The following is a 13,878-nucleotide window of genomic DNA, read 5'->3' on the forward strand; positions in this document are numbered from 1 at the left end:
TCAGACCCCGGTGATGCGGCCCCACACCTTGTGCAGGCCCGGCCGCTCGGCCGAGGTGACGTCGCGCATGGTGTGCAGCCGGGCCCGCATCTCCTCGGTCGGGAAGACCAGCGGGTGCTCCGCCAGCTCGGCCTTCTCCTTGTCCCCGCTGGCCGCCAGCACCTCGCGGGCGGCCGGCACCGGGCAGATGTACTGCACGGCGGCGGCCAGTTCGGCGGCCACCTCGGGCTGGTAGTAGTGGTCGATCAGCAGCTCGGCGTTGCGCTTGTGCCCCGCCCGGTTCGGGATGAGCAGGCTCTCCGCCCAGAGCTCCCCGCCCTCCTCCGGCACCACGAACGCGATGTCCGGGTTCTCGGCGGTGAGCTGGACGGCGTCGCCGGAGTACGCCTGGCAGGCCAGCGCGGCGCCGGAGGCCAGGTCGCTGGTGTAGTCGTTGCCGGTGAACCGGCGGACGTGCCGGGCGTCGACCATCCTCTGCACCAGGTCCATCGCCCGGTGCGCGTCGTCCTCGGTGAAGGCCGCGAGGTCGGCGCCGTGCGCCAGCATCAGCAGGCCGAGCGCCTCGTCCAGCCCGGCGAACAGGGTGACCCGGCCCTTGAGGTCGGGCGCCCAGAGGTCGGCGGTGGACCGGATCTCCCGGCCGAGCTCCTTGCGGTTGTAGGCGATGCCGGTGATCCCGGACTGCCACGGCACGCTGCGCCGCCGCCCGGGGTCGAACGCCGGGTCGGCCAGCTGCGGGTCCAGCTGGGCGGTGACGTTGGGCAGGTTGGCCCGGTCCATGGTCTGCACCCAGCCGAGCGAGACGTACCGCCCGGCCATCCAGTCGCTGACCACCATGAGGTCGCGGCCGGGGTCGGTGCCCTGGGTGAGCACCGGGCCGATCTTGCCGAAGAACTCGTCGTTGTCGTTGATGTCCTCGGTGTAGGTGACCTGGATCCCGGTCCGCTCGGTGAACGCGTCGAGGGTCGGACGCCCGCCCTCGTCGTCGGTGTCGATGTACTGCGTCCAGTTGGAGAAGGCCAGCCGCTGCTCGCGCTCGGAGCGGTCCGGGGCCGAGCGCCGGTCCTCGGCGACGTACGCGGACGGGATGCCGCAGCCGGTCAGGCTTCCGAGGCCGAGCAGCCCGGCGGTGCCGAGCACGCTGCGGCGGGTCGGCCGGCGCCGGCCGGCCGGGCGGCGGGTGAGGGTGGTGCTGGACATGGTGGGGCCTCCGGAGCATGGGACGGCCCCGGGCGCACGGGCGACCCGGGGCCTTCCGTCGGTACGTCAGACAGTGTGTGCGTCGGTGAGCGACAGCACCTCGTCGAGCACCGCGAGCCCGGCCTTGGCCTCCTCCTCGGTGACCGTGCACGCCGGGACGACGTGGAACCGGTTCATGTTGACGAACGGCCAGAGCCCGCGCTGCTTGCAGGCGGCGGCCAGCTCGGCCATCGGCGCGTTGGCGGCGCCGGCCGCGTTGTACGGCACCAGCGGCTCGCGGGTGGTGCGGTCCTTGACCAGGTCCAGCGCCCAGAACACGCCGAGGCCGCGCACCTCGCCGATCGAGGGGTGGCGCTCGGCCAGCTCGCGCAGGCCGGGGCCGAGCACGTTCTCGCCGATGTGCTTCGCGTTCTCGACGATGCCCTCCTCCTCCATCACGTTGATGGTGGCGACGGCCGAGGCGCAGGCCAGCGGGTGGCCGGAGTAGGTGAGCCCGCCGGGGAACGGCCGCTCGGCGAAGGTGGCGGCGATCTCGGCGCTGATCGCCACACCGCCCAGCGGGACGTAGCCCGAGTTGACGCCCTTGGCGAAGGTCATCAGGTCCGGCGTGACGCCCCAGTGGTCGGCGGCGAACCAGGCGCCGGTGCGGCCGAACCCGGCCATCACCTCGTCCAGGATGAAGACGATCCCGTACCGGTCGCAGATCTCGCGCACCCCGGCCAGGTAGCCCTGCGGCGGGATCAGGATGCCGGCGGTGCCGACCACGGTCTCCAGGATGATCGCCGCGACGGTGCCCGGACCCTCGAAGGCGATCACCTCCTCCAGGTGCTTCAGCGCGCGCTCGCACTCCTGCGCCTCGTTCTCGGCGTGGAAGTGGGAGCGGTAGGCGTACGGGCCCCAGAAGTGGACCACGCCGGAGACCCCGGTCTCGCTGGCCCAGCGGCGCGGGTCGCCGGTGAGGGCGATCGCGTTGGCGGTGGCGCCGTGGTAGGAGCGGTAGGCCGACATGACCTTCTGCCGGCCGGTGTGCAGCCGGGCCAGCCGGATCGCGTTCTCGACGGCCTCGGCCCCGCCGTTGGTGAAGAAGATCTTGTCCAGGTCGCCGGGGGTGCGCTCGGCGATCAGCCGGGCCGCCTCGCTGCGGGACTCGACGGCGAAGCCGGGCGCGATCGTGCAGAGCTTCGCGGCCTGCTCCTGGATCGCCGCGACCACCTTCGGGTGCTGGTGCCCGATGTTGGTGTTCACGAGCTGCGAGGAGAAGTCCAGGTAGCGGTTGCCCTCGTAGTCCCAGAAGTAGGAGCCCTCTGCGCCGGCCACCGCGAGGGGGTCGATCAGCGCCTGGGCGGACCACGAGTGGAAGACGTGCGCGCGGTCGGCGGCCTTGACGGCCTGGCCGGCGGCTGAGTCAGCGGTGGGGATGCTCATGCGGCAAGGCTAGGGAGTCCCGCCCGTGAAGTGCAGGTTCATCTTGTCAGGCGGTCACGTGATCGGCCGACAGGGTGACAAGGCACAGGGCCCGGGTCGAAACGACCCGGGCCCGTTGTCAGATCACACGATCATCCGTGCTTCAGACCGCGATGTCAGATCGCGGTCATGACGTGCTTCACGCGGGTGTAGTCCTCGAAGCCGTAGGAGGAGAGGTCCTTGCCGTAGCCGGACTTCTTGAAGCCACCGTGCGGCATCTCGGCGACCAGCGGGATGTGGGTGTTGATCCAGACGCAGCCGAAGTCCAGCCGGCGCGACATCCGCATGGCGCGGGCGTGGTCCTTGGTCCACACCGAGGAGGCCAGCGCGTACTCCACACCGTTGGCGTAGCCGACGGCCTGGTCCTCGTCGGAGAACTTCTGCACGGTGATGACCGGGCCGAAGACCTCGTTCTGGATGATCTCGTCGTCCTGGTTCAGGCCGGAGACGACGGTCGGGGCGTAGAAGTAGCCCTTGTCGCCGACCCGGTGGCCACCGGCCTCGACCTTGGCGTGCTCGGGCAGGCGCTCGATGAAGCCGACGACCTGCTGCAGCTGGTTGGCGTTGTTCAGCGGGCCGTAGAGCACGTCCTCGTCGTCCACGCCACCGGTCTTGGTCTCGGCCGCGGCCTTGGCCAGCGCCTCGACGAAGGCGTCGTGGATCGACTCGTGCACCAGCACGCGGGTGGCGGCCGTACAGTCCTGGCCCGCGTTGAAGAAGCCGGCCACCGAGATGCCCTCGACGGCCTCGGCGATGTCGGCGTCCTCGAAGACCACGACCGGGGCCTTGCCGCCCAGCTCCAGGTGGACGCGCTTGACGTCCTTGGAGGCGGACTCGGCGACCGAGATGCCGGCCCGCACCGAGCCGGTGATGGAGGCCATCGCCGGGGTGGGGTGCTCGACCATGGCCTTGCCGGTCTCGCGGTCACCGCAGATCACGTTGAAGACGCCGGCCGGCAGGTCCAGGTCCTTGAGCACGCCGCCGATGATCTCGGCGAGCAGCACGGTGGAGGCCGGGGTGGTGTCGGAGGGCTTGAGCACCACGGTGTTGCCGGCGGCGATGGCCGGGGCGAACTTCCAGACGGCCATCATCATCGGGTAGTTCCACGGCGCGACCTGGGCGCAGACGCCGACCGGCTCGCGGCGGATGATCGAGGTCATCCCGTCCATGTACTCACCGGCGGCCTTGCCCTCCAGCAGGCGGGCGGCGCCGGCGAAGAAGCGGATCTGGTCCACCATCGGGCCGATCTCCTCGGAGAGGGTCAGCGCGCGGGGCTTGCCGGTGTTGCGCACCTCGACGTCGACGATCTCGTCGGCGCGCGCCTCGACCGCGTCCGCGATCTTGAGGAGCAGCTTCTGCCGGGTGCTCGGGGTGGCGTCGCGCCAGACCGGGAAGGCCGCGGCGGCGGAGGCCATGGCGGCGTCGACGTCGGAGGCGCCGGACAGCGGGGACGTCGCGTAGACCTCGCCGGTGGTGGGGTCCACGATGTCGAGCGTGCGGCCGTCCGCCGCATCGACGAACTCACCGTTGATGTAGTTGCGCAGCGTGCGAAGGTCGCTCACGGGTCTCTCCTCGGTCTGGGCCTGCGGCGTTGCAGATTCCGGCGCCATGGTACGTCGGCGGGTCCGACGGACGAAGGGTGCCGAGTGGCCGGGCCGGTGGCGGCGCGGTCCACTGGTTGGGCGAACGCGCGCTGCGCTGCGGAGCCGCGCGCGTACCAGGCCAGGTTAGCCGCACGGCTGCGGTTATCGACAGACCAACTCCGATCTCACGATGAAATCCGTATGCGTTCTCCAAGATCGCGACGAAATCAGCAGCATCCTCGCTTGCGAACGCAGAAACGATCAGGCACAGTTGCGGCGTGGCCAACCGCGACCGGAACGCCAGCGTTCCCCTCGACGCCGCCTCCAAGGCGATCATCGAGCAGCTCCAGGAGGACGGGCGCCGCCCGTACGCCGCCATCGGCAAGGCCGTGGGCCTGTCCGAGGCAGCCGTACGGCAGCGCGTCCAGAAGCTGCTCGACCAGGGCGTGATGCAGATCGTCGCCGTCACGGACCCGCTCACCGTCGGCTTCACCCGCCAGGCGATGGTCGGAATCCGGGTCGAGGGCGACATCGAGCCCGTCGCCGACGCGCTGGCCGCCCTCGACGAGGTCGACTACGTCGTCTGCACCGCAGGCTCGTTCGACCTCCTGGCCGAACTGGTCTGCGAGGACGACGAGCACCTGCTCGAAATGATCAACAAGCGCATCCGCGCGCTTCCCGGCGTGCGGAGCACCGAGAGCTTCGTTTACCTGAAGCTCCGGAAACAGACCTACACCTGGGGCACCCGATGACAGCCGACCCGGCGCAGAAGGACCTTTCCAAGACCGCCTACGACCACCTGTGGATGCACTTCACCCGCATGTCGTCGTACGAGAACTCCCCCGTGCCGACGATCGTCAAGGGCGAAGGCACCTACGTCTGGGACGACAAGGGGCGCAAGTACCTCGACGGCCTCGCCGGCCTGTTCGTCGTCCAGGCCGGTCACGGCCGCGAGGAGCTCGCCGAGGCCGCCGCCAAGCAGGCCAAGAAGCTCGCCTTCTTCCCGGTGTGGAGCTACGCCCACCCGAAGGCCGTCGAGCTGGCCGAGCGCCTGGCCAACTACGCCCCGGGCGACCTGAACAAGGTCTTCTTCTCCACCGGTGGCGGCGAGGCCGTCGAGACCGCCTGGAAGCTCGCCAAGCAGTACTTCAAGCTGACCGGCAAGCCGACCAAGTACAAGGTCATCTCGCGCGCCGTCGCCTACCACGGCACCCCCCAGGGCGCCCTGTCGATCACCGGCCTGCCGGGCCTGAAGGCCCCGTTCGAGCCGCTGGTGCCGGGCACCCACAAGGCCCCGAACACCAACATCTACCGCGCCCCGGCGTTCCTGGCCGGCCCCGACGGCACGGTCGACCCCGAGGCCTACGGCCGCTGGTGCGCCGACGAGATCGAGGTGGCCATCCTCAACGAGGGCGCCGAGACCGTCGCCGCCGTCTTCGTCGAGCCGGTGCAGAACGCCGGTGGCTGCTTCCCGCCGCCGCCCGGGTACTTCCAGCGCCTGCGCGAGATCTGCGACCGCCACGACGTGCTGCTGGTCTCGGACGAGGTCATCTGCGCCTTCGGCCGCCTGGGCACCATGTTCGGCGCCGACAAGTTCGGCTACCAGCCCGACATGATCACCTGCGCCAAGGGCATGACCTCGGGCTACTCCCCGATCGGCGCCACGATCATCTCGGACCGCATCGCCGAGCCGTTCTACAAGGGTGACAACACCTTCCTGCACGGCTACACCTTCGGTGGCCACCCGGTCTCCTCCGCGGTGGCGCTGGCCAACCTCGACATCTTCGAGCGCGAGGGCCTGAACCAGCACGTCCTCGACAACGAGGCCGCCTTCCTCGGCACCCTGAACAAGCTGCGCGACCTGCCGATCGTCGGCGACGTCCGCGGCAACGGGTACTTCTACGGCATCGAGCTCGTGAAGGACAAGGTCACCAAGGAGTCGTTCAACGACGACGAGGTGGAGCGCGTGCTCTACGGCTTCCTGTCGAAGGCGCTCTTCGACAACGGCCTGTACTGCCGCGCCGACGACCGTGGCGACCCGGTCGTCCAGCTGGCCCCGCCGCTGATCTCCGACCAGTCGACCTTCGACGAGATCGAGCAGATCCTGCGGACCAGCCTCACCGACGCGTGGGCGAAGATCTGACGACCTGATCCTTCTTCCTCACCCTCCGCCGAAGGGCGGCCCTGCTTCCCGGCGGGGCCGCCCTTCGGTGCTTCCCGCCCCGTCCGCCACCCGGAATCCGTAGCGGAGACCAATCAAACACGCCTGATTACGGGTGATTTGCCCTTGATGGACCAGTGCGCCGCAACCGCGCCGGGGCCCGATCGTTCTAATCTGACGACTGTCATATCCCTGCGGCCACCCAGGATGGAACCTCATGTCAGCGGCCCCGCCTGACAACGACGTGCTGTGGGCCCGGGGGATCGTCAAGTCCCATCACGGCACCCCCGCCCTGCGCGGTATCTCGCTCGGCGTCCGGGAGGGCGAGGTGCTCGCCGTCACCGGCCCACGAGGCTCGGGCAAGAGCACCCTGCTCGGCTGCCTCTCGGCCCTCCTCCCGGTCGACGAGGGCGAGGTCTGGTTCAACAGCGCCCCCGTCCACACCCTCGGCCGGGCCGGCCGTGAACGGCTGCGCCGCGACCGCTTCGGCTTCGTCGGCTCCGAACCGCACCTGGTCCCCGAGCTGACGGCCCGGGAGAACGTCGCCCTGCCACTGCTGCTGGCCGGCGCCGGCAACAAGGCCGCGTACACCGCCGCCGACGAGTGGCTGCAACGGCTCGACATCGGGGCCGCCTCCCGGCTGCGGCCCGACCGGCTGATCCAGAGCCAGCGCCAGCGGATCGCCGTCGCCCGCGCGCTCGCCCCGCTGCCGCCGGTCGTCTTCGCCGACGACCCCACCGCCCCGCTCCACCGCGAGGCCGCCGACCAGGTCCTGCGGATACTGACCAGCGCGGCCCGCTCCCACCAGCTCACCCTCGTCCTGGCCACCCACGACCCCGAACTCGTCCGGTTCGCGGACCGCACCGTCGCCCTCGTCGACGGACGCCTCGCCGCCCCCGTCGCGCCCGTCCCGCGCACCACCGCGCCGGCCGCCGGGCACACCGGGACGGCCGCGGCCACCGCCGGGCCGGGAGCCACCGGGACGCCGGGAGCCACCGGGGCGTCCGCCGTGTCGGCCACCCGCCGCTGACGCGGCCCCGCCGCTGAAAGAGTCGACGTGTTCTATCTCCGTCTGGCCCGGGGCTACCGGGTGCTCGACCTCGGCCGCTGGCTGCTCACCGCCGTGGCCGGCGCGGTCGTCGCCGCCTTCCTGCTGCGGGCCCTCGGCCGGGCGATGAGCGACCCGCCGGGCGGCGCGGACACCGTCGCCCGGCTGCTCTGGTGCCTGCCACCGCTGGCCGCCGTCGCCTGGTTCGCCGCCGTCGCCGCCCGCGCGGTCCCCGCGCAACGGCCCGAGAGGATCACCGGCCTCACCGCCGCCGGAGCCGGCTCGGCCCGGATCCGGGCCCTGATCGCCGGCGAGGTCGCGCTCGCCTGCACGCTCGGCGCCGTGCTGACCCTGCTGCTCTTCCTCGTCCTGCGCAACGACATCGCCGGACCCTCGCTCGCCGCCGACCTCGGGATGGGCGTCGAACTGCCGGCCGCCGCGCCGGTCACCCTGCTCGCCCTCGTACCGCTCACCGCCGGGATCTCCGCGGCAGGCGCCGTACCGCTCGCCGAGACCCTGCCCGGCCGCCCGCGGCCGGTCCGGACCGGCTTCGGCCCGCTGCGGATCGCACTGCCGGTCGGCCTGGCGGTGATCGGACTCGCCCTGGAACTGATCGCCCTGCGGCCCGGTGCCCCCGCCGACGGCCGCCCGATCCACCTGCCGGCCGGGCTCGGCAACACCAGCGCCGCCGCCCTCGGCGGCTGGGCCGCCGGCGCCCTCGGCCTCGCTCTGCTGACCGGCCCGCTGCTCTCCTGGACCGGCCGGCTGCTCGCCCTCGGCCGGCCCACCCCGCTGCGGCTGCTGGCCGGGCGGGGCCTGACCGCGCAGGCCCGCCGGCTCGGGCCCCCGCTGGCCGTGCTCACCCTGGCGCTCGCGCTGGTGCTCACCACCGTCCGCTACTGGATCGGAACGCCGGACAGCGCCGACGCCCTGCCCGCGATGGAGGCCTGCCTGGTGCTGGGCTGCACCGCGGCCGCCGTCGCGGCCCGGCTGGCCGAGCTGCGCAGCGCCCGCCGGGACGTCGCCGACGCGCTGCTGCGGCTCGGCGCCTCGCCCCGGCTGCTGGCCGGGGCGGTGGCGCTGCGGACGCTGGCGGTCGGCACCGTCCTCCTGGTCACCGGCGGGCTGACCGCCGCCCTGGCGGCCGCCGGGCTCCGCTGAGCCGCCCCGGGGGGCGGGGCGGCTGCCTCAGCCCGCCGCGGCGAGCTGGCCGCAGGCGCCGTCGATCTCCTGGCCGCGGGTGTCCCGGACCGTGGTGGGCACGCCGTGGGCCTGGAGCCGTCGGACGAACTCGCGCTCGTCCTCGGGCCGGGAGGCCGTCCACTTGGACCCCGGGGTCGGGTTCAGCGGGATCAGGTTGACGTGCACCCGGTGGTTCTTGATCAGCCGGCCCAGCAGGTCCGCCCGCCACGCCTGGTCGTTGATGTCCTTGATCAGCGCGTACTCGATGGAGATCCGGCGGCCGGACTTCTCCGCGTAGTTCCACGCCGCGTCGAGCACCTCGGCGACCTTCCAGCGGGTGTTGACCGGCACCAGCTCGTCGCGCAGCTCGTCGTCCGGGGCGTGCAGCGACAGCGCCAGCCGGCAGGACAGGCCCTCGTCGGCGAGCCGGTTCATCGCCGGGACGAGGCCGACGGTGGAGACGGTGATGCCGCGCTGGGAGAGGCCGAAGCCGTCCGGCGCCGGGTCGGTGAGGCGGCGGATCGCGGCCAGCACGCGGTTGTAGTTGGCCAGCGGCTCGCCCATGCCCATGAAGACCACGTTGGACAGGCGCGCCTCGCCGCCCGGGATCTCGCCGGCCTTGAGCGCACGCATGCCGGCGGCGATCTGCTCGACGATCTCGGCGGTGGAGAGGTTGCGGGTCAGTCCGGCCTGGCCGGTCGCACAGAACGGGCAGTTCATGCCGCAGCCGGCCTGCGAGCTGATGCACATCGTGACCCGGTCGGGGTAGCGCATCAGCACCGACTCGACCAGCGTGCCGTCGAACAGCTTCCAGAGCGTCTTGCGGGTGGTGTCGTCGTCGCACGAGACGTGCCGGACGACCGACATCAGCTCGGGCATCAGGCTCTCGGTGAGCTTCCCCCGGCTGGCGGCGGGAATGTCCGTCCAGGCCTCCGGGTCGTTCGACATCCGGCCGAAGTAGTGGTTGGAGAGCTGCTTCGCGCGGAACGGCTGCTCGCCCAGCTCGGCGACGGCCTCCTTGCGCTCGGCGGGGCTCAGGTCGGCGAGGTGTCGCGGGGGCTTGGCGCCGCGCGGCGCGACAAAGGTGAGTTCTCCGGGCTTAGGCATGGTTGTTCCAGTGTCGCAGACGTCAAGGGGTGGGCCGACGGCGAAGCCCCCGGCGGTAGGGCGAAGACCCGCGGCGATGGGGCGAACGCCCGGGGAGCCCGGCGAAGACCCCGCGGCACGGCGAAGTCCCGGCGCACGGCGAAGGCCCAGGACGACCGCTCGGGCTTGCGGTCGTCCGGGGCCTTCGTACGGATGGGTGCGCGGCGGTCAGCTGCCGACGAAGGCCGCCAGCAGCAGCCAGACCACCGGAGCGGTCGGCAGGAGCGAGTCCAGCCGGTCCATGATGCCGCCGTGACCGGGCAGCAGCGTGCCCATGTCCTTGATGCCGAGGTCGCGCTTGATCATCGACTCGCCCAGGTCGCCCAGGGTCGCGACCACCGCCGCGCAGCCGCCGAGGATCAGGCCCTGCCACCAGCTTCCGCCGTCGATGATCAGCTGCATCAGCAGCGCGCCCGCCAGCATCGACAGCCCGATGCCGCCGGCCAGGCCCTCGCGGGTCTTGCCCGGGCTGATCGTCGGGGCCAGCTTGGTCCTGCCGAACTTGTAGCCCACCGCGTAGGCGCCGGTGTCGCTGCAGACGGTGACGATCAGGAACAGGACGATCCGCTGCGGGCCGTCGTCGGCCGCCAGCATCAGCGCCACGAAGGTGGCCAGGAACGGGACGTAGAAGGCGGTGAAGATGCCGGCCGTTATGTCGCGCAGGTAGTTCTCCGGCGGCTCGGCCATCCGCCAGACCATCACCGCCAACCCGGTCAGCGCCAGCGAGGCCGCGGCCCACTGCACGCCGGACCAGTAGCCGGTGGCGATCATCGCGATGCCGCCCGCGACCAGCGGGATCAGCGGCGCCTTGATCTCCTTGCGCTCGGACAGCCGGCTGGTCAGCTCCCAGACGCCGACCGACACGGCCGCCATCACCACGACCAGGAACAGCGCCTTGACGACGAACAGCGAGGCGATGATCACCGCGCCGAGGCCGACCCCCACGCCTATGGCGGCCTGGAGGTTGCGACCACCGCGCTGCTTGCGCGGCTGCGGCTGCGGGTCGGGCTGGGTCACGGGTGTCTCCTGCCCTGGGGGGGACGACGGCACAGGGTGGGGCCGCCCGGCCGCCGCGTGGCTCTGCGGCGGCGCGGGGTACGCCGGAGCCCCCGGGTACGGCGGCTGTCCGCCGTGGCCGGGGGTGGGGGCGACGTCGTCGGTGATCGCGCGCAGCACGACCGTCTCCGCCGCACCCGGCACCGCCGTCCGGGGCTGTTCGTCCCGGAACAGCGGGCCGCTCAGCCGCCCGGCCTCCCGGGCCGGCCCCTCGACGGGGTCGGGCCCTGGGTCGGCCGGTACGGGAGGCATGACCTGAGTCTCCTCCGCGTCACCACCCCAGTACACCTGAGGCTGCTGCGAGTGACCCGTTCGGTGTCCGGGGTCACCCGCAGCAGCGCCCGGCGCGGCCGGCTGGTACGGGGGGTGCGGCTGGTACTGCGGGTACTGCTGGTCGGATGGGCCCCAGTAGCCGGGGGCGTCAGGGGCGTCGTTCATCAGACTTCGAGCAGCTCGGCTTCCTTGTGCTTCAGCAGCTCGTCGACGCCGGCCACGTACTTGGCCGTGGTGTCGTCGAGCTCCTTCTCCGCGCGGCGGCCCTCGTCCTCGCCGATCTCGCCGTCCTTGACCAGCTTGTCGATGGCGTCCTTCGCCTTGCGGCGCACGGAGCGGATCGAGACCTTGGCGTCCTCGCCCTTGCCGCGGGCGACCTTGATGTACTCGCGGCGACGCTCCTCGGTGAGCTCGGGGAGCACCACCCGGATGATGGAACCGTCGTTGCTCGGGTTGACGCCGAGGTCGGAGTCGCGGATCGCCTGCTCGATGGCCTTCAGCGCGGTCTTGTCGAACGGCGCGACGACCGCCATCCGCGGCTCCGGCACGGAGAAGGAGGCCAGCTGGTTGATCGGCGTCACGGCGCCGTAGTACTCGGCCACGATCTTGGCGAACATCGCCGGGTGCGCGCGGCCGGTGCGGATGGCGGCGAAGTCGTTCTTGGCGACCTCGACGGCCTTCTCCATCTTCTCCTCGGCCTCGAGGAGGGTCTCTTCGATCACTGTGTACTCCCTGTCCGGTTCATCTGCTGGTGTCCCGACCGGTGTCGGCGTCGAAGCCGGTCGCGGTGTGGAGGGCGCCGGTCGCGGTGCCGGCGCCCTCCCGTACGGCTGACTGCTGCTCAGGCCCGGACAGAATCCTGGCTGATGAGTGTGCCGATCTTCTCACTCTTCACCGCACGCGCGATATTGCCCTCCGCCAGCAGCTCGAAGACGAGCATCGGGAGGTTGTTGTCCTTGCACAGCGTGATCGCGGTGAGGTCGGCGACCTTGAGGTCACGGGCGATGACCTCGGAGTACTCCAGCGCGTCGAACTTGACCGCGTCCGGGTTGGTCCGGGGGTCGGAGTCGTAGACGCCGTCCACGCCGTTCTTGCCCATCAGCAGGACGTCGGCGTGGATCTCCAGGGCCCGCTGGACGGCCGTGGTGTCGGTGGAGAAGTAGGGCATGCCCATCCCCGCGCCGAAGATCACGACACGGCCCTTCTCCAGGTGCCGGACGGCGCGCAGCGGCAGGTACGGCTCGGCGACCTGGCCCATGGTGATGGCGGTCTGGACCCGGGTCTCGATGCCTTCCTTGACCAGGAAGTCCTGCAGCGCGAGGCAGTTCATCACGGTGCCGAGCATGCCCATGTAGTCCGAACGGGCCCGGTCCATGCCGCGGACCTGCAGCTCGGCGCCGCGGAAGAAGTTGCCACCACCGATGACGACCGCCACCTCGGTACCGGCGCGGACGACGGTGGCGATCTCGCGGGCGATCGCGTGCACGACGTCCGGGTCGACGCCGAGCCCGCCGCCACCGGCGAAGGCCTCACCGGACAGCTTCAGCAGCACCCGGCGGCGCGAGCCGGCCTGCGGGTCCTGCGCGGTCTCCTGCGTCTCCTGCATGGACTTCTCCTTCTACACACCTACTGGTTCACAGGCGCTGGGGTACGGATCCCAGGCCCGCGCGTACACGCGAGGAGGCCACTGCCGCGGGAACCGGTACGGTGTCCTGCACGGCAATGGCCTCCTCGTCGTTCATGGTGCCGACGCGGCCCGCCCATAGACGGATGACGCTGGGTGAGCCCGTTCGGCGCGTCCCTCCCGCCCTGGTCAGCGGGCGGGGGCGGTTCCCAGCCTAAGCGTGCCGGGAGTCCGTTGGGAACGTGGCTCAGGCGCCGACGCGGAAGCGGGCGAAGCGCTTGAGGGCGACGCCGTTCTCCTCGAGGACCTTGGCGACGGTCTTCTTGTTGTCCTTCGCGAAGGCCTGCTCCAGGACGGAGTTCTCCTTCACGAAGCCGGTGACGCGACCCTCGACGATCTTCGAGAGGGCGGCCTCCGGCTTGCCCTCCTCGCGAGCGGTGGCCTCGGCGACGCGGCGCTCGTTCTCGATGTCCTCGGCCGGGATGTCCTCGCGGGAGAGGTACTTCGGCGCGAAGGCGGCGATGTGCTGCGCGACGTCCTTGGCGACGTCGGCGTTCTCCTTGTCCAGCTCGACCAGGACGCCGACGGCCGGCGGCAGGTCGGGGCTGGTCTTGTGCAGGTAGACCGCGACGAAGCCGTCACCGTCGAACTGGGCGAAGCGACGGAGGACGATCTTCTCGCCCAGGGTCGCGTTGGCCTCGTCCACGAACTGCTGGACGGTCTTGCCGGCCTCGATCTCGGAAGCCAGGGCGGCGTCCAGGTCGGCCGGGGCGGACTTGGCGACGTGGGCGGCGATCGCGTCGGCGACCTCGACGAACTTGTCGCCCTTGGCGACGAAGTCGGTCTCGCAGTTGAGCTCGACCAGAACGCCGGACTTCTTGTCCTCGGCGATCAGCGCGGCGACGGCGCCGTTGGAGGCGTCACGGCCCTCGCGCTTGGCAACGCCCTTCTGGCCCTTGATGCGCAGGAGCTCGACGGCCTTCTCGACGTTGCCCTCGGCCTCGTCCAGGGCCTTCTTGCAGTCCATCATGCCGGCGCCGGTGAGCTCACGGAGCTTCTTGACGTCCGCGGCGGTGAAGTTCGCCATGGTGTGAATCTCTTCTCGCGTCTCGCGTGTCTGCGTGGGGTTGCGCCGGGACCG

General features: G+C 71.3%; 12 protein-coding genes. 4 read left to right on the forward strand and 8 right to left on the reverse strand.

The genetic code is table 11. The features are described 5' to 3' along the window. The 3 genes from ACFC1F_RS08925 to ACFC1F_RS08935 form a co-directional block, all read right to left on the reverse strand. Entirely contained in the window at positions 1 to 1,200 is a 1,200-nt protein-coding gene (locus tag ACFC1F_RS08925; protein WP_376156712.1) for a spermidine/putrescine ABC transporter substrate-binding protein, read from the reverse strand. A gap of 66 nt (positions 1,201 to 1,266) precedes the next feature. Next, entirely contained in the window at positions 1,267 to 2,625 is a 1,359-nt protein-coding gene (locus ACFC1F_RS08930; RefSeq protein ID WP_376156714.1) for an aspartate aminotransferase family protein, read from the reverse strand. Positions 2,626 to 2,780: 155 nt separating this feature from the next. Continuing rightward, on the reverse strand, positions 2,781 to 4,274 hold the full coding sequence (locus tag ACFC1F_RS08935) for a gamma-aminobutyraldehyde dehydrogenase (protein ID WP_148642757.1): 1,494 nt from the start codon (positions 4,272 to 4,274) through the stop codon (positions 2,781 to 2,783). 251 nt (positions 4,275 to 4,525) lie between these two features. Between ACFC1F_RS08935 and ACFC1F_RS08940 the strand changes: the two genes are divergently transcribed. The 4 genes from ACFC1F_RS08940 (at position 4,526) to ACFC1F_RS08955 (ending at position 8,617) form a co-directional block, all read left to right on the forward strand. Then, positions 4,526 to 4,999 carry an Lrp/AsnC family transcriptional regulator gene (locus tag ACFC1F_RS08940; protein ID WP_030306695.1) on the forward strand — a complete coding sequence of 158 codons (474 nt, stop codon included), beginning with the start codon at positions 4,526 to 4,528 and terminating at the stop codon, positions 4,997 to 4,999. Further along, positions 4,996 to 6,390 (forward strand): aspartate aminotransferase family protein, encoded by a 1,395-nt coding sequence (locus ACFC1F_RS08945; protein WP_376156715.1) that lies wholly within the window; start codon positions 4,996 to 4,998, stop codon positions 6,388 to 6,390. The genes ACFC1F_RS08940 and ACFC1F_RS08945 overlap by 4 nt, the downstream gene beginning before the upstream one ends. Before the next feature lie 235 nt (positions 6,391 to 6,625). Then, entirely contained in the window at positions 6,626 to 7,438 is an 813-nt protein-coding gene (locus ACFC1F_RS08950; protein ID WP_376156717.1) for an ABC transporter ATP-binding protein, read from the forward strand. A gap of 27 nt (positions 7,439 to 7,465) precedes the next feature. Continuing rightward, positions 7,466 to 8,617 carry a hypothetical protein gene (locus ACFC1F_RS08955; RefSeq protein WP_376156718.1) on the forward strand — a complete coding sequence of 384 codons (1,152 nt, stop codon included), beginning with the start codon at positions 7,466 to 7,468 and terminating at the stop codon, positions 8,615 to 8,617. Between the two features lie 27 nt (positions 8,618 to 8,644). Here the strand turns inward: ACFC1F_RS08955 and rlmN are convergent, their stop codons facing one another. The 5 genes from rlmN to tsf all read right to left on the reverse strand — a co-directional run bounded on the left by rlmN (position 8,645) and on the right by tsf (position 13,824). Then, positions 8,645 to 9,745 (reverse strand): 23S rRNA (adenine(2503)-C(2))-methyltransferase RlmN, encoded by a 1,101-nt coding sequence (gene rlmN / locus ACFC1F_RS08960; protein ID WP_209411459.1) that lies wholly within the window; start codon positions 9,743 to 9,745, stop codon positions 8,645 to 8,647. Positions 9,746 to 9,952: 207 nt separating this feature from the next. Further along, entirely contained in the window at positions 9,953 to 11,278 is a 1,326-nt protein-coding gene (locus ACFC1F_RS08965) for a phosphatidate cytidylyltransferase (protein WP_376156720.1), read from the reverse strand. Further along, complete coding sequence (gene frr, locus ACFC1F_RS08970; protein WP_148642762.1) at positions 11,278 to 11,835, reverse strand: ribosome recycling factor; 558 nt, start codon at positions 11,833 to 11,835, stop codon at positions 11,278 to 11,280. The genes ACFC1F_RS08965 and frr overlap by 1 nt, the downstream gene beginning before the upstream one ends. A gap of 119 nt (positions 11,836 to 11,954) precedes the next feature. After that, positions 11,955 to 12,719, reverse strand: coding sequence for a UMP kinase (gene pyrH / locus ACFC1F_RS08975; RefSeq protein WP_148642763.1), 765 nt, complete (start codon positions 12,717 to 12,719; stop codon positions 11,955 to 11,957). 265 nt (positions 12,720 to 12,984) lie between these two features. Beyond that, positions 12,985 to 13,824 carry a translation elongation factor Ts gene (gene tsf / locus ACFC1F_RS08980; RefSeq protein ID WP_376156722.1) on the reverse strand — a complete coding sequence of 280 codons (840 nt, stop codon included), beginning with the start codon at positions 13,822 to 13,824 and terminating at the stop codon, positions 12,985 to 12,987. Positions 13,825 to 13,878: the final 54 nt, after the last annotated feature.

It is taken from the genome of Kitasatospora sp. NPDC056181 (assembly GCF_042266225.1).
Classification (GTDB): domain Bacteria; phylum Actinomycetota; class Actinomycetes; order Streptomycetales; family Streptomycetaceae; genus Kitasatospora.